This window comes from Nakamurella endophytica (assembly GCF_014646215.1).
In the GTDB taxonomy this organism is placed as follows: domain Bacteria; phylum Actinomycetota; class Actinomycetes; order Mycobacteriales; family Nakamurellaceae; genus Nakamurella; species Nakamurella endophytica.
In genome coordinates, this window is sequence record NZ_BMNA01000002.1 from 740,083 (window position 1) to 761,057 (window position 20,975).

Consider the following 20,975-nt stretch of genomic DNA (forward strand, 5'->3'; position numbering starts at 1 on the left):
GGCGCCGGCCGGTGTGATGACCTCTGGGATGACCGGACCGCCGATCAGACCTGGGCCGGCTCGGCCGGGACCGGGGTGCCGGCGCCGTCGGCCGCCTCGGGCTTGACCGGCACCAGGCTGATCTTGCCGCGGGCGTCGATCTCGGTGATCTCGACCTGCAGCTTGTCGCCGACGTTCGCCACGTCCTCGACCTTGTTGATCCGCTTGCCGTTGCCGAGCTTGCTGATGTGCACCAGCCCGTCCCGGCCCGGCAGCAGCGAGACGAACGCGCCGAACGCGGTCGTCTTGACCACCGTGCCCAGGAACCGCTCGCCGACCTTGGGCAGCTGCGGGTTCGCGATCGAGTTGATGATCGCGATCGCCGCGTCCGCCGCGTCACCGGTGGCGGCCGAGACGAAGATCGTCCCGTCGTCCTCGATGGCGATCTCGGCACCGGTCTGGTCGGTGATCGAGTTGATCATCTTGCCCTTGGGCCCGATCACCTCGCCGATCTTGTCGACCGGCACCTTGATGGTGGTGATCTTCGGCGCGAACGGGCTCATGTCGTCCGGCTCGTCGATCGCCTCGTTCATCACGTCGAGGATCGTCAGCCGGGCGTCCCGGGCCTGCAGCAGGGCAGCACGCAGCGTCTCCGAAGGGATGCCGTCGAGCTTGGTGTCCAGCTGCAGCGCGGTGACGAACTGCCGGGTGCCGGCGACCTTGAAGTCCATGTCGCCGAAAGCGTCCTCGGCGCCGAGGATGTCGGTCAGCGCCACGTACCGGACCTCGGAGTGGCCCTGGTCGTCCACGACGGTGTCCGACACCAGGCCCATGGCGATGCCGGCCACCGGCGCCTTGAGCGGCACACCGGCGTTGAGCAGCGACATGGTCGACGCGCACACGGATCCCATCGAGGTGGACCCGTTGGAGCCGAGCGCCTCCGACACCTGCCGGATGGCGTACGGAAACTCCTCGCGGCTGGGCAGCACCGGCACCAGCGCCCGCTCGGCCAGCGCACCGTGGCCGATCTCGCGCCGCTTGGGCGAGCCCACCCGGCCGGTCTCGCCGGTCGAGTACGGCGGGAAGTTGTAGTTGTGCATGTACCGCTTGCGGGTCTCCGGCGCCAGGGTGTCCAGCTGCTGCTCCATACGCAGCATGTTCAGCGTCGTGACGCCCAGGATCTGCGTCTCGCCGCGCTCGAACAGCGCCGACCCGTGCACCCGCGGCAGGTAGTCGACCTCGGCCGACAGCGGCCGGATGTCGGTCAGCCCGCGGCCGTCGATCCGGACCTGCTCGCGCAGGATGCGCTGGCGCACCAGCTTCTTGGTGACGGCCCGGAAGGCGTTGCCGATCTCGGACTCGCGGCCCGGGAAGGTGTCGGCCAGCGCGCCGTAGACCTCGGCCTTGACGGCGTCGGTCGCCTCGTCGCGCTCCTGCTTGCCGGCGATCGCCATGGCGGCGGACAGCTTCTCGGTGGCCTGGGCGGACACCGCGTCGAACACGTCCGAGCGGAACGGCGGGAAGAGCGCGAACTCGGCGGTCTCCTTGGCCGACTGCGAGGCCAGCTGCTGCTGCGCCTCGACCAGGGTGCGCAGGAACGGCTTCGCCGCCTCCAGGCCCTGGGCGACGACCTCCTCGGTCGGGGCGGTCGCGCCGCCGCCGATCAACGTGATGGTGTGCTCGGTGGCCTCAGCCTCGACCATCATGATCGCGACGTCGCCCGACTCGGTGACCCGGCCGGCGACGACCATGTCGAACACGGCGTTCTCGAGCTGGCTGTGGGTCGGGAAGGCGACCCACTGGCTGGCCCCGCCGTCCGGGTCGGTGATGAGGGCGACCCGGACACCGGCGACCGGGCCGGAGAACGGCAGGCCGGCGATCTGGGTGGACGCCGACGCGGCGTTGATGGCCAGCACGTCGTAGAGCACGTCCGGGTTCAGCGCCAGGACGGTGATGACCACCTGGACCTCGTTGCGCAGACCGGCGGTGAACGACGGCCGCAGCGGCCGGTCGATGAGCCGGCAGGTCAGGATGGCGTCCTCGGACGGACGGCCCTCGCGGCGGAAGAACGACCCCGGGATGCGCCCGGCGGCGTACATCCGCTCCTCGACGTCGATCGTCAGGGGGAAGAAGTCGAACTGGTCCTTCGGGTGCTTGCCGACGCTCGTCGCGGACAGCAGCGCGGTGTCCTCGTCGAGGTAGGCCATCACCGAACCGGCGGCCTGCTTGGCCAGCCGGCCGGTCTCGAAGCGGATGGTGCGGGTGCCGAAGGCGCCGTTGTCGATGACGGCGGTGGCACTCGTGGCGGTGGGATCGGACATGCAGTCGACCTCTCTGGGACTCTGCGGCGAGGAGCCGGGAGGGTCCTCGCAGTGGCGCGACGGGCGGATGCCGGCCGCGGACCACCACCGAGGGGCGACGCGAGGCGCGGCGAGCGGCTGCCGGCCATCGATCGAAGCCAGCGGAACCCAGGGTTCCGGTGGCCACTACCGAGGACCGGCCGCACGGGGCGCGCGGTGCGCCGGCCGGGTGGCGGTGGGTGGTACCGGGGTGGCGGGCCGGTCGCCACCGGGTGGACGTCGGTGCCGCCGGCGCAGGTCGCCGGCGGATGGGCGCGGTGCCCGGATGCACGTCAGGGGAGGCCGGCCGGCTCTCCCCTGACGTGGGCGCCTAGCGGCGCAGCCCGAGCCGCTCGATCAGCGAGCGGTAGCGGGCGATGTCGATCGTCTGCAGGTAGCGCAGCAGCCGGCGGCGACGGCCCACCAGGGCCATCAGGCCGCGGCGGGAGTGGTGGTCGTGCTTGTGCTGCTTGAGGTGCTCGGTCAGGTCGCTGATCCGCTTGGTCAGCATGGCGACCTGGGCCTCGGCCGAGCCGGTGTCCGACTCGTGCAGGCCGTACGACCCGAGGATTTCCTTCTTCTGCTCGGCGGTCAACGCCACGTGCGTACTCCTCATGCTTGCGTACCGTGTGCTGCCCGCACCGGGAGACGTCCCGGGGGGATGACGGTGCCGGCCGCCACGGACTGCAGCCGGACCCGGATACGAGTTTACCAGCGCGGATGCACCGGACCGTCCCGCGCCGGTCGCGGAGCGTCGCGGCGCCGCCTCCCGGACGGTGGGCCGGTGTCCCGAGCGCGGACCGTCGCGGGCGCGGTCGGGGTCGCGGCGGCCGGGAGGCCGCCGTCGAGCTCCGTCGGCGGGGCGGGTGGGTGCCGCTCCGGGCCGCCGGTCAGGTCCCGTCCGTGGCCGATGCGGGAGGCAGGCCCAGCACCTCGCGGGTGCGCCGGACGTCCCGGCCGATCTGCGCGACGAGGTCCTCGACCCGGTCGTACCGCTCCTGGTCGCGGAGCCGCTCGACGAAGTCCAGCGCCACCCGGCGGCCGTAGAAGTTCCCGCCGTCGTCGAGCACGAAGGCCTCGACGGTGCGCTCGCGGCCGGAGAAGGTGGGGTTCGAGCCGATCGAGATGGCGGCGGGCGAGCGGCGGGTGCCGAGCAGGAACCAGCCGGCGTAGATGCCGTCGGCCGGCACCGCCGCATACGGCACCAGGTCCAGGTTGGCGGTCGGGTAGCCCAGCTCGCTGCCGCCGCGGCCCTCGCCGTGCACGACGATGCCCTCGAGCCGGTGCGGGCGTCCCAGCGCCTGCGCGGCGGCCCGGACGTCGCCGGCCGCGATGCCGGCGCGCACCATGGTCGAGCTGACCGCCAGGCTCGACTCCTGCACCAGCGGCAGGCCGCGCGCGGTGAAACCGAATCGCGGGCCGAGCTCCTCGAGCAGGGCCACCGTGCCCTTGGCGTGGTGCCCGAAGGTGAAGTTGGCCCCCACGACGACGGCCGCGGCGTGCAGCCGCTCGACGATGACGTCGTGGACGAAGCCCTCCGCGGTCTGCGAGGCCAGCGCGGTGGTGAACGGCAGCACCAGGAACACGTCGACGCCCAGCTCCTCGGCCACCTCGGCGCGGCGCCGCAGGGTGAGCAGCTGCGCCGGGTGGCTGCCCGGCCGGAGCACCTCGGACGGGTGCGGGTCGAAGGTCATCAGCACCGCCGGCAGCCCGAGACCGCGCGCGGTGCGCACGGTCTCGCCCACGAGCTGCTGGTGCGCCCGGTGCATGCCGTCGAAGACGCCGATCGTCAGCACGCAGCGTCCCCAGTTCGGTGGCACCGCGTCCAGGCCCCGCCAGCGCTCCACGCCGCACCTCTCCCCTCGTCGCCGCCGCCGACAGCGGTCGCCGGCCGTGCTCAGCCTGCCACGCGCCGGCGACCGGACCGGTCGGTCAGCCCGCCGGGGACCAGACCAGCGTGGGGCGGGCGCGGCCGCCGGACTCGGTGAGCAGGGCGACCAGCGCACCGTCCCGCAGGGCGGCGTGGACCCCGTCGATACCGGCGGCCGCCACGGGACGCCCGAACGACAGCTCCACGGCCTCCCGCTCGTCCAGCTCGCGCACGCCGAACGCGAGACGGGCCACGTCGCCGACCGGCAGCAGCCGGCCCGCGACCCGGTCCCGGTCCCCGTCCGGCACCGGGTCCGGGGTGCCGCGCGGCGCCGGGCCCGCGGGCCCGTAGACGTCCACCGCGTCCGCGACGTCGAACGGCCCCACCCGGGTCCGCCGCAGCGCGGTCAGGTGTGCTCCGACCCCGAGAGCTCGCCCGACGTCCCGGGCCAGCGCCCGCACGTAGGTGCCGGTCGAGCAGTCGACCACCACGTCGACGTCTCGCAGCTCGCCGGCCGGCCGGAGCGCCGAGGTCCGCTCGAACCGCGAGACGGTGACCGGCCGGGCCGCCAGCTCGACGGCACCGCCGGTCCGGACGATGTCGTAGGCCCTGCGGCCGTCGACCTTGACCGCCGACACCGCGCTGGGCACCTGCTCGATGTCCCCGGTCCACCGGGCCAGCGCCAGGTCCAGATCCTGCTCGGTGATCCCGGACGCGTCGGCGCCGTCGAGCGGCTCCCCCTCGGCGTCGTCGGTCGTGGTGGCGCGGCCGAGCCGCACCGTCGCCGTGTAGCTCTTGGTGGTCAGCGCGAGCTGACCCAGCAGCCGGGTGGCCCGGTCCACGGCGACGACCAGCAGCCCGGTGGCCATCGGGTCCAGCGTGCCGGCGTGCCCCACGCGGCGGGTGCCCAGCACCCGGCGGACCCGACCCACGACGTCGTGGGAGGTCGGACCGGACGGCTTGTCGACGAGCAGGATGCCGCCGTCCGCCGGCGGTCCGACGGGGCTCACCGGTCACCCGGGCGGCCGGCGCCCTCGTCGCCCGACGGTGCCGCAGCGGGCCGACCGGTCGGCGCACCGACCGTCGCCCGACCGGCCCGTCGCGCCTCGGCCACGAGCTCTGCCTGGTCGACCAGCTCGAAGCGCAGCCGGTGCAGCCGGACGGGCGTGGACTCGCCCCGGGCCTGTGCCAGCAGCACCGCGGCCCGGCTGCGCAGCCACCAGGTGACCATCCGGACCAGCCCGACGACGGTGACGGCCACCAGCGCGCAGAACGCGATCCGGTAGGCGGCGGCGGTGTGCACCGCGCGACCCGGCTCGACCCAGTCCAGGATCCGGCCGACCAGGAAGGTGCCGACCACCGCGCCGCAGAAGCCACCGATGTTCACCAGGCCGGTGGCCGTGGAGATCCGGTGCCGCGGGTTGTAGTCGCGGGCCAGCATGAACGCGACCGAGGACGCCGGGCCACCGACGGACAGCACCACCACCACCGCGACGACGACCGGCAGCGGCGGCCGGCCCGCGGGCCACAGGATCAGCACCAGCCAGCCCATTAGGCAGGCGACCGACACGGCGATGGCCAGTGGCGTGCGGACCTCCGGCCGGCGACCGAGCACCTGGCCGATGACCAGGTTGGCGACCACGCCGCCGACGACGAACAGCAGCACCAGCGACGACGCCAGCGCCGGGGCGAAGCCGAGCGCCTGCGTCAGGTACGGGTAGCCCCACAGGACGGAGAACACCGTCGGGCAGCCCATGGTCGTCAGGTGCACCCAGAAGCCGAGCCGGCCGGCCGGCAGCCGCCAGGCGGCCCGCACCTCGTCCCACACCCGTCGACCGCCGACCGGCCCGGTCGCCGCCCGCTCGCCGGCCTCCCGGAACGGCGCCTGGGTGGCCGGCCGCAGCAGCACCAGGGCGTACAGCAGCGACAGGCCGCCGGCGATGGCGAAGGTCGGCGTCCAGCCCAGACCGTGCAGCACACCCGTCAGCGGGATCGTCGCGACCAGGTTGCCGACCGACCCCATGAGCGACGAGAAGCTGGTGACCGCGGCGTACCGGCGGGCCGGGAACCACCCGGCGACCAGCCGCAGCACGGAGATGTAGGTCATCGCGTCGCCGCAGCCGAGCAGGCCGCGGGCCAGCAGCGCCGGGGCGTAGCTGTGCACCAGCGAGAACAGGATCTGCGCCGTGCCCATGGTCAGGGTGGCGGCGAGCAGCATGCGGCGCGGGCCGAACCGGTCGACCAGGATCCCGGTCGGCACCTGCATCAGCGCGTACACGCCCAGCTGCAGCATGACGAACCCGGCGAGCTGGGACGCGCTCAACGAGAGCCGCTGGGTGGCCAGCGGGCCGGCGACGCCGAGCGAGCTGCGGTGGAAGACGGCGAGCACGTACACCCCGGCACCCGCGCCCCACACCAGCCACGAGCGCCCCGAGACGCGGACCGGCACGGCCGGCGCGCGACCCGGCACGGCGGCCGACACGGCCTGCGCGCGACCCGGCACGGCGGTAGGCACGGTGACAGGCACGGTGGAGGTGCGGGCGGGACCGGACACGGGGGACCTCTCTGCTGCGGAACTGCTTCCCGGCAATGCCGGGTGGGGTGGGGCGGTCGTCGCCCGTCGGGCGTGCAGGACCCTCATCGCAGGTCCCGCGCTGCCTGCGCCAGGTGCCGGGCCGTGACGGCCAGTGCCCCGGCGACGTCCCCGCGGCCGATGGCCGCGGCGATGTCGCGGTGGTCGCGGACGGTGCGGCGCATCCGCTGCTCGTCGATGCGCCCGTCGGGCGCGCCGAGGTTCGCCGCCCCCATCCGCAGCTGGCGGTCGCGGAGCCCGGCGTACAGCCGGATCAGGATGCGGTTGCCGGCGGCGGCGACGACGGTGGCGTGGAAGTCCCGGTCGGCGGTGACGTAACCGGCCAGGTCGCCGGTGTCCGCGGCGAGATCCAGCCGGTGCAACGGTTCCTCGAGCTGCGCGGCCAGCGCCGGGCCGCCGCCGGCCTCGACCACCGCGCGGACGCAGTGGCCCTCGACCAGCTCGCGGGTCTCCAGCACGTCGCGGGCCTCGCTGGCGGTGACCGGCAGGACGAGCGCGCCGCGCTTGGGCAGCAACTGCACCAGGCCGTCGGCCGCCAGCCGCACCAGGGCCTCGCGCACGGGAGTGCGCGAGACACCGGTCTCCTCGGCGAGTCGGCCCTCACCCAGCAGGTCGTTGTCGCCGTAGCGCCGGCTGAGGATGCCGTCGCGGATGTGCTGGTACGCGCGGTCCGCGGCGGAGGGTGGCCGGGCGGTTGCATGCATGATGTATCTATCTTGGCAGACCCGGTGGCCGGCCCTCGACCGGAGCGGCTGTGACGGTCGCCGCCCGGTACCGGTGCGCACCGCGACGGAGCTCGTCCGGTCACCGGCCCCGGACCGCGGTGATCCGGTCGTCCGTGCCCACCGCCCGGCAGCGGCGATCCTGCGGCGGTCCGGACCGGAGCGGTGCCGACCGGATCCTCGGCGGGCTGAGTCGGCGGTGAGGAAACGGCAGGGACGACCGGGGACAGCGACGACCGGGGACAGCGACGTCGGGGACGGTGCCGACCGGAGCCGTGCCGACCGGGGTCGTGCCGACCTGCCGGGTCGGCGACGAGGTCAGCGCGGAGGTCAGCGCGAGGGCGCGTCCGTCACCGTGGTGCGATCGCGGCGCCGCGTGCCGGCGCCGGAGCGGCAGCCTCCGCGACCGCAGGACTGCCGACCGTCCCCGCGGCCACCGGAATGCCGCCCTCCACCGCTCCGTCGCCACCGGCGACCAGGCGCAGCTGCCCGCGGATGGCGTCGAGCGCGCCGGCGGCGGTGCCGCGGTGCACGAACCCGGCCGCGCGGACGTGCCCGCCGCCGCCCAGCCGGGTGGCGACCGCCGCCACGTCCACCCCGGGCAGCGAGCGCAGCGACACCTGGAACGCCTCCGGCGCGGTCTCCTTCACCACGGCGGTGACGTCGGCGTCCTGCACGGTCCGCAGGATGTCGATCACCGAGTCCAGCTCCTCCTGGGCGCTGGTGCGGGCCTCGGCGAACGGGATGACGGTGGACACCAGCCGGACGCCTCCGCCGCGGCGGCCGTCCCGGCGCCCACCCGGGCCGCTCGCGCCGTGGCCGTCCCCGGCCCCGTCGACGTCCTGACCCACGGCAGCGGGATCGACCAGCTCCAGCCGGGCCCGACCCAGCGCCGACGACAGCAGGGACAGCCAGCTGATCGGATGGGTGTCGGAGATCGGCCGGAGCAGCTCGTCCGCGTCCACCCCGGTCTCCAGCCACCGCGCCGCGAGCCGGTGCGCCGCCGGCGAGGCGTGGCGGAAGCCGACCGTGTCGGTGGCCAGGCCGGCGTACAGGTTGGCGGCGATGGCCGCGTCCAGCTCGACACCGAGCAGGTCGAGCAGCGCGGCGACCAGCACCGTGGTCGATTCGGCGGCCGGGTCCACGTACAGGTCCGTACCGAACCCGGTGTTGGTGACGTGGTGGTCGATGACGAGGGTGCGGGACGCCCGGCCGACGAGCGCGCCCAGGCTGCCCAGCCGCGACCGGGTGTTGACGTCCACCGACACCAGCAGCTCGGGGACCGCCACGTCGTCGGCGGCCCGGACCAGGTGCTGCCCGGGCAGCCCGGCCAGGGACCGCGGCACCCCGTCCGGTTCGGCGAAGGCGACCTGCACCGGGATGCCCAGGCGCTCCAGCCCGAGCCCGAGTGCCAGGGCGCTGCCGAGTGCGTCGGCGTCGGGGTTGACGTGCGGCACGACGACGACCGAGCCGGCGTCCCGCAGCAGTGCCGCGGCGGCACGCAGCTGCCCTGACACGGAGGAGGGCTGCGCCGGCCGCGCCGTGCGGACACGACCCCGCGCACCGCGGGTCCGGGTCACAGCGGCCCTGGTCACACACACCTCCATCACACTGGCTGAAGAATCACAGACGGTACGCCCCGCACGGTGCCCGCTCCGGCGTTCCTGCACACGGGGGGCGCCCCCCACGTCGGCCCCTGCGGACACCGTGCGTGATCGCCCGGTGGCGGCCGGCCCGTCACGGGTCAGGCCGCCACCGGCGGGTCGCGCACCCGAGGGTCGGTACCGGGCGCAGCGCGTCAGCGCGCCCAAGGCACGGCGGGGTCAGCGCGCCGAGGGCACGGTGGGTCAGCGCGCCGGGACCCCGTGCTGCTGCGCGGGGGCGGCCGATGCGATTGCACCGGTGCGCGCCCGGGCCGGGTCCGCGTCGTCCTCGTCGAACGGCTCGTCGGCGTCCGCATGGGCGTCGGTCACGTCGTCCTCGTCCGACTCGCCGTCCGACTCGTCGTCGTCCAGGTCGGTCCGCGGGGTGCGGTAGGGATCGGCCTCCCCGGCGTAGCTCGCACCGGCCGCCTGCTCGGCGACCGCGGCGTCGGAGGCCCGGGCGGCGGCGAGCAGTTCCTCGATGTGCTGGGCGTGCTCAGGGACGGCGTCCGCCCGGAAGGTGAGGCTCGGCGTGTATCGGACTCCGGTCTGCCGGCCGACGGCGGTGCGCAGGACGCCGGTGGCGCTGGCGAGCGCCGCGGCGGTCGCCTGCTGCTCCTCCTCGCCGCCGTAGACGGTGTAGTAGACGACCGCCTCCCGGAGATCCGGCGTCAGCGTGGCGGCGGTGATGGTCGCCATGGCCAGGCGCGGGTCCTTGACCTGGTGCTCGAGCTCCGTGGCCACGATCTCGGCGATGCGCTTGGCGAGCCGGCGGGCCCGTGGTGCGTCAGCCATCCCGTTCTCCTCTCGGTCCTGCGGGGCGTCCCGCCCCCTGCCCGGCCGGATACCCCGGCCGGTGGCCTACAGATCGTCGACCGACACCACCCGGCGCCGCACCGACAACAGCTCGAGTTCCGGCTCCCCCGCCACCAGGCGCTCGCAGGTGTCGAGCACCTCGACGACGCGCGCGGACTCGCCGGAGACGGTCGACACACCGATCGTGGCGCGCCGGTGCAGGTCCGGGTCACCGCCCTCGGCGACGGCCACGTCGAGCCGGCGCAGCCGCGCCAGCACGGGCCGGATGACGGCACGCTTGTGCTTGAGCGAGGACACCGCGCCCAGCAGGACGTCGGCCTCCAGCACGCCGAGGAACACGGCATTCCTCCCCGTCACCCGGTCCGACCCGCCGGTCCCCGCCGCAGTCCGGCCGCCAGCGGGCCGACCGGCAGACGAGAACACCGGTAGCACCGCCGGTACCGGCAGCACCGACAAGCCCGGTCCGGCCGACGGTGCCCGCGCGGCGACCGCACGGCGACCTACGTCGGGACGACACGGCCGGCCCGTCCCGTGGACGAGCCGGCCGGTCGCACCCGATCAGCTGCGGGGCTTCTCCCGCACCTCGTAGGTCTCGATGACGTCCTCGATCTCGATGTTGTTCCAGCTGCCCAGACCGATACCGCACTCGAAGCCCTCCCGGACCTCGACGGCGTCGTCCTTGAACCGCTTGAGCGAGTCGATGGCGAGGTTGTCGTTGAGCACCACGCCGTTGCGCAGCAGCCGCGCCCTGGCGTTCCGGCGGATCTCCCCGGACCGGACGATGCAGCCGGCGATGTTGCCGTACCGGGAGCTGCGGAAGATCTCCCGGATCTCGGCGCTGCCCACCCGGACCTCTTCGAACTCCGGCTTGAGCATGCCCTTGAGGGCGGCCTCGACCTCGTCGATGGCCTGGTAGATCACCGTGTAGTACCGGATGTCCACGCCCTCGCGGTCCGCCATCTCCTGCACGCCCCGCACCGGCTTCACGTTGAAGCCGATGACGATGGCGTCGGTGATGACCGCCAGGTTGATGTCGTCCTGGGTGATGCCGCCGACGCCGCGGTGGACGACCCGCAGGTCGACCTCGGCGCCCACGTCGAGCTTGAGCAACGAGTCCTCGAGGGCCTCCACCGTGCCGGAGTTGTCGCCCTTGATGATCAGCGTCAGCTGCTCGATCTTCTTCTCGGCCAGCGCGGCGCCCAGGTCCTCCAGCGAGATGCGCCGGCGGTTGCCGATCTGCGCCTTGCGGGCCGCGGCGGCCCGGGCACCGGCGAGCTGCCGGGCCACCCGGTCCTCCTCCACGACCATGAAGGAGTCACCGGCGCCGGGCACCGACGTGAAGCCCAGGACCTGCACCGGGCGGGACGGCAGGGCTTCCCTGACCTGCTCGCCGTTGTCGCCGAGCATCGCGCGGACACGCCCGAAGGCGTTCCCGGCGACGATCGAATCGCCCACCCGCAGCGTGCCCCGCTGGACCAGCACGGTCGCCACCGGGCCGCGACCGCGGTCCAGGTGCGCCTCGATGGCCACGCCCTCGGCGTCCATGTCCGGGTTGGCCCGCAGGTCCAGCGCCGCGTCGGCGGTCAGCAGGATCGACTCCAGCAGCCCGTCGATGTTGGTGCGGTTGCGCGCCGAGATCTCGACGAACATGGTGTCGCCGCCGTACTCCTCGGCGACCAGCCCGTACTCGGTGAGCTGCTGCCGGATCTTGTCCGGGTTCGCGCCCTCCTTGTCGATCTTGTTAATCGCCACCACGATCGGCACGTCGGCGGCCTTGGCGTGGTTGATCGCCTCGACCGTCTGCGGCATCACGCCGTCGTCGGCGGCGACCACCAGCACCACGATGTCCGTCGACGCGGAACCACGGGCACGCATGGCGGTGAACGCCTCGTGACCCGGGGTGTCGATGAAGGTGATCAGCCGCTCGTCGTCACCGAGGTGGGTCGCCACCTGGTAGGCGCCGATGTGCTGGGTGATCCCGCCGGCCTCGCGGTCCACGACGTTCGTCTGCCGGATGGCGTCCAGCAGCTTGGTCTTGCCGTGGTCGACGTGACCCATGACGGTGACCACCGGCGGGCGAACCACGAGATCGTCCTCGTCGCCCTCGTTCTCGCCGAACGAGAGGTTGAACGAGTCGAGCAGCTCGCGGTCCTCGTCCTCCGGGGACACGATCTGGACGTCGTAGCCCATCTCGGAGCCGAGCAGCTCCAGGATGTCGTCGCTGACCGACTGCGTGGCGGTGACCATCTCGCCCAGGTGGAACAGCGCCTGGACCATCGACGCCGGGTTGGCGTCGATCTTGTCCGCGAAATCGCTCAGCGAGGACCCGCGGGCCAGCCGGACGACGGACCCGTTGCCGCGCGGCAGCTGCACGCCGCCGATCGTCGGGGCCTGCATGTTGTCGAATTCCTGGCGGCGCTGCTTCTTGGACTTGCGGCCCTTGCCCGCCGGTCGGCCACCCTGGCGACCGAAGGCGCCGGGAGCGGATCCACCGCGGCCGCGACCGCCCATGCCGGGACGGCCACCGCCGCCACCGCCGGGACCCGACGGCGCACCGCCGGTCGGCCGGTACCCGGTGCCCGGCTGACCCGGACGACCGCCGGGCATACCGGGACGGGCTCCCATCGGAGCTCCGGGACGCCCGGGACCGCCCGGACGGGGACCGCCCGGACGCGGGGCACCACCGGGAGCGCCGGGACCACCGGCACGCGGCGCACCGCCTGGCAGGCCACCGGGACGGGGAGCACCGGGGCGCGGGACGCCGGGGACGCCGCCGGTCCCACCGGGACGGGGCGCCGGTGCGGCCGGACGGCCGACACCGTAGGGGTTGTTGCCCATCCGCGGCGGACGCGGCGCACCGGGCACGCCACCCTGCGGACGCGGGGGGCGCGGCGGGGCGCCGGGCGTGGGAGCGGCGGACGCGGCCGGGGCCTGCGGGCCCGCGGCGGCCGGGCGGGTCGGCGCCGGTCGCGAGGGACCGGGGCGGCCGTCGGTGAAGGCCGGGCCGGCGGTGGTCGGCGCAGCGGCCGACGCGGCCGGCTGGGCCGGACGGGTCGGCTGGCCCTGCGGGCGGACCGGAGCAGCGGCCTGCGGGGCGCGGGCCGCTGCGGAAGCCGGGCCGGTGGCCGCGGCAGGCGCGGGACGGCTGGGCGCCGGGGCGGCGGGACGGCCGGGTGCCGCTGCGGCGGGCTGCTGCCGGGTCACCGGGGGCGTCGGCACGACGCCGGTGCCGGACAGTCCACCGCCGGAGGGACCCGTCACGACGCCGTCGCCGGCGCCGGTGCCGGGACGGCGGGTGCCGTTCAGCGCGCCGCCGGGCTGGCCGACGGCCGGGGACGGCGACGGGCCCGCTGCGGGAGCGGGACGGGGGCCGCCGGGCGTGCCCGGACGGACGGCGTTGCCGCTGCTCTTGGCCGGGGCGTTGGTCGCCGGGAACGCGTCGCGCAGCTTGCGGACGACGGGGGCCTCGATGGTCGAGGACGGCGACTTGACGAACTCACCCAGGTCGGTGAGCTTCGCCATGATCTCCTTGCTGGTCTTGCCGAGCTCCTTGGCGAGCTCATGTACTCGGGCCTTGCCTGCCACTGCTCTCCTCACGGTGAGGCCGGGCGGGCTGGGCCGCTCGACCTCGTCTTAGTTGTGGTCCACGCTCATGGCTGGTTCACGGGGTGCTCACGACTGGTCGACCTGCTCTCTGTGGTGCGGGGCTCCGCCGCGGTGCTGCGGCTCGGTCCCCTGCCCGCGTCCCCGGCGCCCGGTCCGGGGACCGGGTCGACCAGGGCGCGGACCCTGCTCGTGTCGAGGAGTCCCGGCTGGCGCAGAGCCCGGCCGAACGCCCGACGACGCTCCGCCTCGTCCAGGCACCGCCGGTCGGGATGGAGCCATGCACCCCGGCCCGGCAGCCGGCGACGGTGGTCGGGCACGAGTTCCCCGGCCACCCCGACGACGCGGAGCAGTTCCGAGACCGCCGCCCGCCTCCGGCAGCCGACGCAGGTCCGGACGGGCCCCCCGGCGCCGGGATCGGACCCGGGCGGTGACCCGGGATCTGGCATGGGGGGGACTTCCGGTGCTGGCCGCGGACGCGGGCTTGGTCTCGACCTCCCAGTCTACCGCCTGGGGCGCCGGGTGCCGCACCCGCGACGCGTCGCACGCGGCCGGTCGGTCGGCGGACCGGTGCCGGACCGGTGCCGGATCGGGCGGCGGCGGCATTCGGGCCGACCGTGGTCGTCGCCGGGGTGGCAGTGGTGACCGGCCGGTGGTGCTGACGGTGCGGACGGTGCTGACGGTGCGGACGGTGCTGGCGGTGCTGACGGTGCGGACGGTGCTGACGGTGCTGACGGTGCTGACGGTGCTGACGGTGCTGACGGTGACCACGGGCGCCGCCGGCCATGGCCCCACCCGGACCGGCCGCGCGCGGCGGCCGCCGTCGGCCCGCCGGGTGCGCCAGGTGGTCCGGGTCCCGTCACCGTGGCTCAGCCGGTCCGCGCCGGGTCCGGGGCGGTGTCGCTGCGGATGTCGATCCGCCACCCGGTCAGCCGGGCGGCCAGCCGGGCGTTCTGCCCCTCCTTGCCGATCGCCAGCGACAGCTGGAAGTCGGGCACCACCACCCGCGCCGCCTTGGCGGCCCGGTCGACGACCGTCACGGACAGCGCTCTGGCCGGCGACAGGGCGTTCCCGACGAACGTCGCCGGGTCGTCGTCGTGGTCGATGATGTCGATCTTCTCGCCGTTCAGCTCGCTCATCACCGCACGGACCCGCTGACCCATCGGGCCGATGCACGCGCCCTTGGCGTTCACCCCCGGCACCGTGGGCCGGACGGCGATCTTCGACCGGTGCCCGGCCTCGCGAGCCACCGCGGTGATCTCGACGCTGCCGTCGGCGATCTCCGGGACCTCCAGGGCGAAGAGCTTGCGAACCAGGTTGGGGTGGGTGCGGGAGAGCGTGATCTGCGCGCCGCGCAGGCCCCGGGTGACCGACACGACGAAGCAGCGCAGCCGCTGGCCGTGCACGTACCGCTCCCCGGGCACCTGCTCCGCGGCCGGGATGATGCCCTCGACCTCGCCGAGGCTGACCACGACGACGCCCCGGGCGTTCAGCTTGGCGTCGGCGGTCACCGTCCCGGTGATCAGGTCGTGCTCGCGGCCGGCGAAGTCGCCGAACGTCCGCTCGTTCTCGACGTCCCGCAGCCGCTGCAGGATGACCTGCCGCGCCGTGGTGGCGGCGATGCGGCCGAAGTCGTGCGGGGTGTCGTCCCACTCGCGCACGACGCCGCCGTCCTCACCGAGCTCGGCGGCCATCACCCGGATCTCGCCGGTCCGCCGGTCGATCTCCACCCGGGCGTGCGGGGCGAACCCGTCGGTGTGCCGGTAGGCGGTCAACATCGCCGTCTCCAGCGCCTCGATCAGCGAGTCGAAGCTGATCCCCTTGTCCCGCTCGACCGCGCGCAGCGCGACGATGTCCACGTTCACCGTTCCACTCCCTCACTGCCGTCGTGCCGAGCGTCGCCCGGAGCGGACCCGCCGCTGCCCTGGTCGAGCCCGGTGTCGGTCGACTCCGCGTCGAGGTCGCCGTCCAGCTGGTCGTCGTCCCCGTCGTCCCCGTCGCCCAGGTCGTCGTCCAGGTCTTCGTCCAGGTCGTCGTCGCCATCCAGGTCGTCCAGGTCGTCGTCCCCGTCGTCCTCGTCGTCCTCGAGGTCACCCAGGTCGTCGTCCTCGAGCCCGTCGCCGTCCAGGTCGCCGTCCGGGACGTCCCCGGCCGCCGCCGAGCCGTGCGGCGCGGCCAGGGCCGCCCGCACCGCGGCCGACGGCGCGTTGAACTCGACCTCGACGCGGGCGGAGCGGATGGCCGGGAAGGCCAGGTGCACCGGCTCGAGCCCGCTGCGGCCGGTGAGCAGGTGCACCGCCGTGTCGTCGGCGCTGTGCACCCGGGCGGCGAGGGTGCCGCCGTCCGCCAGGGTGATACGCACCGGCCGGCCGGCCGCGCGGCGGAAGTGGCGCGGCAGGGTCAGGGGCCGGCCGACGCCCGGGCTGGTGACCTCGAGGGTGTACGGCGCGTCGCCGGTCGCCCCGGACTCGGCGTCCCAGGAGTCGAGCCGGTCGGACAGCGCGCGGCTGAGTTCGGCCGCGCGGTCGAGCTCGACCCCGCCGTCGCGGTCGACGACCACCCGCACCTGGCGGCGCCGGCCGACCAGCTGCACGGACAGGTCTTCGAGGTCGAACCCGGCGTCCTCGACGACCCGGCGGACCTGGTCGCGGAGTGCGTCGGGACTGCTCGACGGTGACGGCCGGGAGGCCGGGCCGGACGTCATGGTCGGCGCCTCTCTGTTGTCGTTCGTGGGTGCCCGTGCGGTCCCGGCGTCGGCGCGGGCAGGCCGTCGACGTCGCCGACCGCCCCGGGCGCTCGGACGGCGTCCCGGCATGCGGCCGACTCCCGGGCGGCCGCGGAGGGCGCCGGCGCTCCTCCGGCAGGACGGTGCGCGCCGGCCGCGGGGCTCTCCGGGGTGCCGGACCCGACCTGCATGCCGGAGGCCCGTCCGGGTCGGCGTCCGATCCTACGCACCGGCACCGCGGGCCGGAGCGCCGCCGACCCCGCCGGGACGCGGGATGTCCGGTCAGCGGCCCGGTCACTGCCATGATGGGCGGGTGCACGTCCCGGACCAGGTCCCCGCCGACCCTTCCGGCCCGCCGGGCCCGGACGGGCCGGCCGGCGTCCCGCGGGGCCCTGGCGGGACGGTCGGCCGCCGGGCGCTGCTCGCCGGCGTCGGCTCGGCGGCCCTGCTGGCCGCGGCCGGGTGCAACCCGTTCCAGACCGGCGGAGGTGGCCGGACCGTCACGGTGACGTCGACGGCACCGCCCGCACCCGACCCGATCGCCGGTCTCATCGCCGTCACCCGGCTGCACGTGCTGCGGCTGAACGCCGCGCTGACCGGCAACCGGGTCAACAAGGCGCAGGCGCAGACCCTGCAGATGGTGCGCCGGGACCGACAGGCTCACCTGGACGCGCTGCTCACCGAGCAGGCCCGCAGCGCCGGGCGCGGCGCCCCCACCACCGCGCCGGTCACCGGCACCGTGCAGCTGCCCGGGGACGGCAAGGCCGTCCTCGGCGCGGTCCGGGCCGACGTGCTGGCGGCACTGCAGGGCATGACCGACGCCGTCGCCGGTGCCGGCCGCTACCGGGCCGCCCTCTTCGGTTCGATCGCCGCCTGCCTGGCCAGCCACCGGGTGGTGCTCGCATGAGTTCCCCGCAGGGCTCCGCCACGCCGACCCCGGATGAGCCGGGTACCTCCGCACCGCCGTCCACCGCCGCGCCGTCCGCCGGGTCGGCGCCGGCCACCACGCCGGCCGCGGGCAAGCCGCTCAACCCGGCGCTGCTCAAGGCCCTGGGCGTCGCCCTGTCCTGCGAGCAGGCGGCGGTGTGGTGCTACGGACTCATCGCCGCCTACCTGCCGGACGATCTGGACCTGATCTCTGGCATCGAGGCCGGGCACCTGGCCCGGCGCGACGCGACGGCGGCATTGATCACCGCGGGCCGCGGCAAGGCGACCCCGCCCGCGGCCGCCTACGACGTGCCGGCGCTGTCCACGCCCGCCTCGGCCCGGGCGCTGGCCGCGACGCTGGAGAACGGCTGCGCCGCGGCCTGGCGGACCGTCCTGGGCAGCACCGACGACACCGGGCTGCGGACGACCGCGCTCGCGGGCCTGTCCGACTCCGCGGTCTGGCTCACCCAGATCAAGCTGGCGGGCAAGATCTCCCCGAGCACGGTGCCGTTCCCCGGCCAGAGCTGACCGCTGGGGCCGACCGGCGCCGACGCCGGGTGAGGCCGCGGCGCCGGCAGCACGGCGCGCGGCAGCACGCCGGCAGTGCCGAGTGACCCCGGCAGCCCCCGACGACCGACATCGCGGGCCGCGGCTGCACCCGTCCACCGGACGGCTCAGACCTCGGCGGCGTCCTGCGCGGCCGGGACGGGCAGCCCTCGCGTCGCCGCAACCACCGAACTGGCGGCCTCGGCCAGCGACACGTCGACCCGCTCCCCGGTCGCCCGGTCGCGGATCTCGACGACGCCGTCGGCGACGCCGCGGCCGACCACGACGATCGTGGGCATGCCCAGCAGCTCGGCGTCGGCGAACTTCACGCCGGGCGAGGCCGGCCGGTCGTCGAGCAGCACCCGTAGACCCGCCACGCCCAGCGCGGCGGCCAGGTCCTCGGCGGCGGCCGCGATCTCCGGCGCCTTGCCGGCGACGACGAGATGGACGTCGAACGGCGCGACCTCCCGGGGCCAGATCAGCCCGCGGTCGTCGTGGGAGTACTCGGCGATGGCGGCGACGGCGCGGGAGACGCCGATCCCGTAGGAGCCCATGGTGACGGTGACGAGCTTGCCCTCGGCGTCGAGCACCTTGAGGTCCAGCGCCTCGGCGTACTTGCGCCCCAGCTGGAAGATGTGTCCCATCTCGATGCCGCGGGCCAGGGACAGCGGCCCGGACCCGTCCGGAGCGGGATCTCCCTCCCGGACCTCCGCCGCCTCGACCGTGCCGTCGGCGGTGAAGTCGCGGCCGGCGACCAGGTCGAAGACGTGCCGCCCAGGCGCGTCCGCACCGGTGATCCACGCCGTCCCGGGGACGACCCGGGGGTCGAGCAGGTACCGGATGCCGCTGGCCCGCCCGAGCCCGAGCGACCCGGGCCCGATGTAGCCCTTGACCAGCGCGGGATTCCTGGCGAAGTCGTCCTCGGTGAACGCCTCCACCTCGGCCGGGGAGACGGCGGCCTCGAGCCGCTTGGTGTCGACCTCGCGGTCCCCGGGCAGGCCGACGGCCACGGGCTCGCGCCGGCCGTCCGGGTGTCGCAGCACCACCAGCACGTTCTTGAGCGTGTCCGCGCCGGTCCACGGGCGGTCGGCGCGCGGGAACCGGTCGTTGGCTACGGCCACGAGCGTGTCGATGGTGGGCGTGTCGGGGGTGTCCTCGACGTGCGCGGCCGGCGTCCCGGACGCGTCGACGGCCGGCGGCACCGGGGTGGTGACCGCCTCGACGTTGGCGGCGTAGCCGCCGGGCGACCGGACGTAGGTGTCCTCGCCGATCGGCGAGTCGGCCAGGAACTCCTCCGACGCGCTGCCGCCCATCGCGCCGGACTGGGCCGCGACGATGACGTACCGGAAGCCGAGCCGGTCGAAGATGCGGATGTAGGCGTCCCGGTGCGCCTGGTAGGAACGGCGCAGGCCGTCGTCGTCGACGTCGAAGGAGTACGAGTCCTTCATGACGAACTCGCGCCCACGGAGGATCCCGGCGCGGGGCCGCGCCTCGTCCCGGTACTTGGTCTGGATCTGGTACAGCGCCAGCGGCAGGCCCTTGTAGGACGACACGACGTCCTTGACCAGCAGCGTGAACATCTCCTCGTGCGTGGGTCCGAGCAGGTAGTCGGCGTTCTTGCGGTCCTTCAGGCGGAAGAGGTTCTCGCCGTACTCGGTCCACCGGCCGCTGGCCTCGTACGGCTCCCGGGGCAGCAGCGCCGGGAAGTGCACCTCCTGCGAGCCCATGGCGTCCATCTCCTCGCGGACGATGGTCTCGATCCGGCGCAGCACCAGGTAGCCCAGCGGCAGCCACGAGTAGATGCCCGGCGCAGCCCGGCGGACGTACCCGGCGCGGACGAGCAGCTGGTGGCTGGCGACGTCGGCGTCCGCGGGCACCTCCCGCAGGGTGCGCAGGAACAGCCGGGACATGCGGGTGATCACGGGGTACTCCTGGGCTGGTCGGGATCGGCCGGCGCACCGTGCGGTGTCGCCGGACCGGTCGGCACGTCCGGACCTGGGCGGACGGCGGGGGCCAGCCTAACGGGCGGCCACGCCGTCCCCGAGCGGTCGCCCGGCGGTGTCGATGCCCGCGTCCCCGGACACCGCAGCGTCCGACGCCGCTGCGCGGACCGCCGTGCTCGACGAGGCGTCCGCGGCGGTCCCCGACGGGGTGTCCGCGGCCGGGAACCTGCGCCCGGCCATCCGGTTGCGCCGCACCTGGACGAAGCCGAGCCGCTCGTACAACCGCCCGGCGCCGGTGGGCGACTCGGCGTCGACGGTCAGCTCCGCCCGCTCGTGGCCCGCGGCGAGCAGCACGGTCAAGGTGCGCGCGAGCGTCGCCGACGCGACGCCCCGGCCCCGCGCGGCGCGGCGGGTGCCGACCCGGGCCACGTAGCCCGTGCGGAAGCCGTTGACCGCGGTCTCTCCCGGGAACTCCTCGACCAGCACGAACGCCACCACGTCGCCGTCCAGGACGGCGACGTGCGAGTACTGCGGGCGGAACAGCGACGACTCGGCGAACTCCGCCCGCCACCGGGCGCGGTCCATGGGCACCGAGTGCCAGTGGTCGGCGAAGGACTCGTTGGACGCCGAGCGCACGTCCTCGTCGTCCTCCGGCCGCCACGTCCGGATCTGCACCCCGTCGGGGTCGCGGTCGGCACCGGCCCAGGGCGGGGCGTCGCCCTGCAGCTGGCACCGCATGTCGAAGAACCAGCGCCAGGTCTCGAAGCCGGTGTCCTGCGCCAGCGCGTCGAATCCTCGACGGCCCTCCGGGATCCACAGCGCCACCTCGCCGGGCAGCGACGGGTCGTGCGCGTCGCGCAGTCCGACCGCGCGCCGGGTCAGTTCGTCGACCAGCAGGGTGCCGATGCCCCGCCCGACGGCGGCCGTGGCGACGCCGCCGTACAGCGCGCACCCCCAGACGTCGGCCGGTGTGCGCACGCCCAGCGCCCCGAAGGCGACCAGCTCGCCGTCGTCCGCCAGCACACCCAGCGAGCCCCGCTCCAGGTCGAACCCCGGGCCGGTGAGCATCTCGCGGAGCTCGTCCTCGTCGAAGTGCTGTTCCGCCGGCTCGCGGGCCTCCGCCTCGCCGAGGATGGCGGTGATCCGCGGGACGTCGTCGAGGGTCAGGGCACGGGTGGACCAGCTCACCCCGGCACCGTACGGGCGGCCCGCGCCGCGACGCCACCGATATGGGTGCGCGGCGCTGTTACGGGAGCCTTGCACCGGCTG

At 74.9% G+C, this 20,975-nt stretch carries 17 protein-coding genes; 2 read left to right on the forward strand and 15 right to left on the reverse strand.

Annotated elements, in window-relative coordinates; genetic code table 11:
• Window positions 1-44: 44 nt before the first annotated feature.
• From IEY37_RS06830 to rimP, 13 genes are all read right to left on the reverse strand, one after another.
• The gene (locus IEY37_RS06830; RefSeq protein WP_188940724.1) at window positions 45-2,300 is read right to left on the reverse strand and encodes a polyribonucleotide nucleotidyltransferase; all 2,256 of its coding nucleotides are present in this window, start codon (window positions 2,298-2,300) and stop codon (window positions 45-47) included.
• A gap of 349 nt (window positions 2,301-2,649) precedes the next feature.
• Window positions 2,650-2,919, reverse strand: coding sequence for a 30S ribosomal protein S15 (gene rpsO / locus IEY37_RS06835; RefSeq protein ID WP_188940877.1), 270 nt, complete (start codon window positions 2,917-2,919; stop codon window positions 2,650-2,652).
• Window positions 2,920-3,208: 289 nt separating this feature from the next.
• A complete protein-coding gene (locus IEY37_RS06840; RefSeq protein ID WP_188940725.1) occupies window positions 3,209-4,165 on the reverse strand; it encodes a bifunctional riboflavin kinase/FAD synthetase in 957 nt (318 codons plus the stop codon).
• A gap of 85 nt (window positions 4,166-4,250) precedes the next feature.
• The gene (gene truB / locus IEY37_RS06845; RefSeq protein ID WP_188940726.1) at window positions 4,251-5,198 is read right to left on the reverse strand and encodes a tRNA pseudouridine(55) synthase TruB; all 948 of its coding nucleotides are present in this window, start codon (window positions 5,196-5,198) and stop codon (window positions 4,251-4,253) included.
• Entirely contained in the window at window positions 5,195-6,703 is a 1,509-nt protein-coding gene (locus IEY37_RS06850; RefSeq protein ID WP_229674020.1) for an MFS transporter, read from the reverse strand. The genes truB and IEY37_RS06850 overlap by 4 nt, the downstream gene beginning before the upstream one ends.
• Window positions 6,704-6,825: 122 nt before the next feature.
• Window positions 6,826-7,485 carry a GntR family transcriptional regulator gene (locus IEY37_RS06855; RefSeq protein ID WP_188940727.1) on the reverse strand — a complete coding sequence of 220 codons (660 nt, stop codon included), beginning with the start codon at window positions 7,483-7,485 and terminating at the stop codon, window positions 6,826-6,828.
• Window positions 7,486-7,853: 368 nt separating this feature from the next.
• Window positions 7,854-9,020 (reverse strand): DHH family phosphoesterase, encoded by a 1,167-nt coding sequence (locus IEY37_RS06860; RefSeq protein ID WP_188940728.1) that lies wholly within the window; start codon window positions 9,018-9,020, stop codon window positions 7,854-7,856.
• A 330-nt stretch (window positions 9,021-9,350) separates the two neighbouring features.
• Complete coding sequence (gene rbfA / locus IEY37_RS06865; protein ID WP_188940729.1) at window positions 9,351-9,941, reverse strand: 30S ribosome-binding factor RbfA; 591 nt, start codon at window positions 9,939-9,941, stop codon at window positions 9,351-9,353.
• Between the two features lie 66 nt (window positions 9,942-10,007).
• Window positions 10,008-10,319, reverse strand: coding sequence for a DUF503 domain-containing protein (locus tag IEY37_RS06870; RefSeq protein WP_229674022.1), 312 nt, complete (start codon window positions 10,317-10,319; stop codon window positions 10,008-10,010).
• 201 nt (window positions 10,320-10,520) lie between these two features.
• Window positions 10,521-13,547, reverse strand: a complete 3,027-nt coding sequence (gene infB, locus IEY37_RS22780) for a translation initiation factor IF-2 (protein WP_188940730.1) — start codon at window positions 13,545-13,547, stop codon at window positions 10,521-10,523.
• Window positions 13,548-13,612: 65 nt separating this feature from the next.
• Window positions 13,613-14,014, reverse strand: a complete 402-nt coding sequence (locus tag IEY37_RS06880) for a YlxR family protein (protein ID WP_188940731.1) — start codon at window positions 14,012-14,014, stop codon at window positions 13,613-13,615.
• A 420-nt stretch (window positions 14,015-14,434) separates the two neighbouring features.
• Complete coding sequence (gene nusA / locus IEY37_RS06885; protein WP_188940732.1) at window positions 14,435-15,430, reverse strand: transcription termination factor NusA; 996 nt, start codon at window positions 15,428-15,430, stop codon at window positions 14,435-14,437.
• Window positions 15,427-16,269 (reverse strand): ribosome maturation factor RimP, encoded by an 843-nt coding sequence (rimP, locus tag IEY37_RS21740; protein ID WP_195826209.1) that lies wholly within the window; start codon window positions 16,267-16,269, stop codon window positions 15,427-15,429. The genes nusA and rimP overlap by 4 nt, the downstream gene beginning before the upstream one ends.
• A 334-nt stretch (window positions 16,270-16,603) precedes the next feature.
• Between rimP and IEY37_RS06895 the strand changes: the two genes are divergently transcribed.
• Window positions 16,604-17,197, forward strand: a complete 594-nt coding sequence (locus IEY37_RS06895) for a hypothetical protein (RefSeq protein ID WP_188940733.1) — start codon at window positions 16,604-16,606, stop codon at window positions 17,195-17,197.
• Entirely contained in the window at window positions 17,194-17,745 is a 552-nt protein-coding gene (locus IEY37_RS06900) for a ferritin-like domain-containing protein (RefSeq protein WP_188940734.1), read from the forward strand. The genes IEY37_RS06895 and IEY37_RS06900 overlap by 4 nt, the downstream gene beginning before the upstream one ends.
• A 146-nt stretch (window positions 17,746-17,891) precedes the next feature.
• Here IEY37_RS06900 and IEY37_RS06905 read toward each other — a convergent pair whose 3' ends face one another.
• Both IEY37_RS06905 and IEY37_RS06910 read right to left on the reverse strand, forming a co-directional pair.
• The gene (locus IEY37_RS06905; protein ID WP_188940735.1) at window positions 17,892-19,685 is read right to left on the reverse strand and encodes a proline--tRNA ligase; all 1,794 of its coding nucleotides are present in this window, start codon (window positions 19,683-19,685) and stop codon (window positions 17,892-17,894) included.
• Between the two features lie 96 nt (window positions 19,686-19,781).
• The gene (locus tag IEY37_RS06910) at window positions 19,782-20,894 is read right to left on the reverse strand and encodes a GNAT family N-acetyltransferase (RefSeq protein ID WP_188940736.1); all 1,113 of its coding nucleotides are present in this window, start codon (window positions 20,892-20,894) and stop codon (window positions 19,782-19,784) included.
• Window positions 20,895-20,975: the final 81 nt, after the last annotated feature.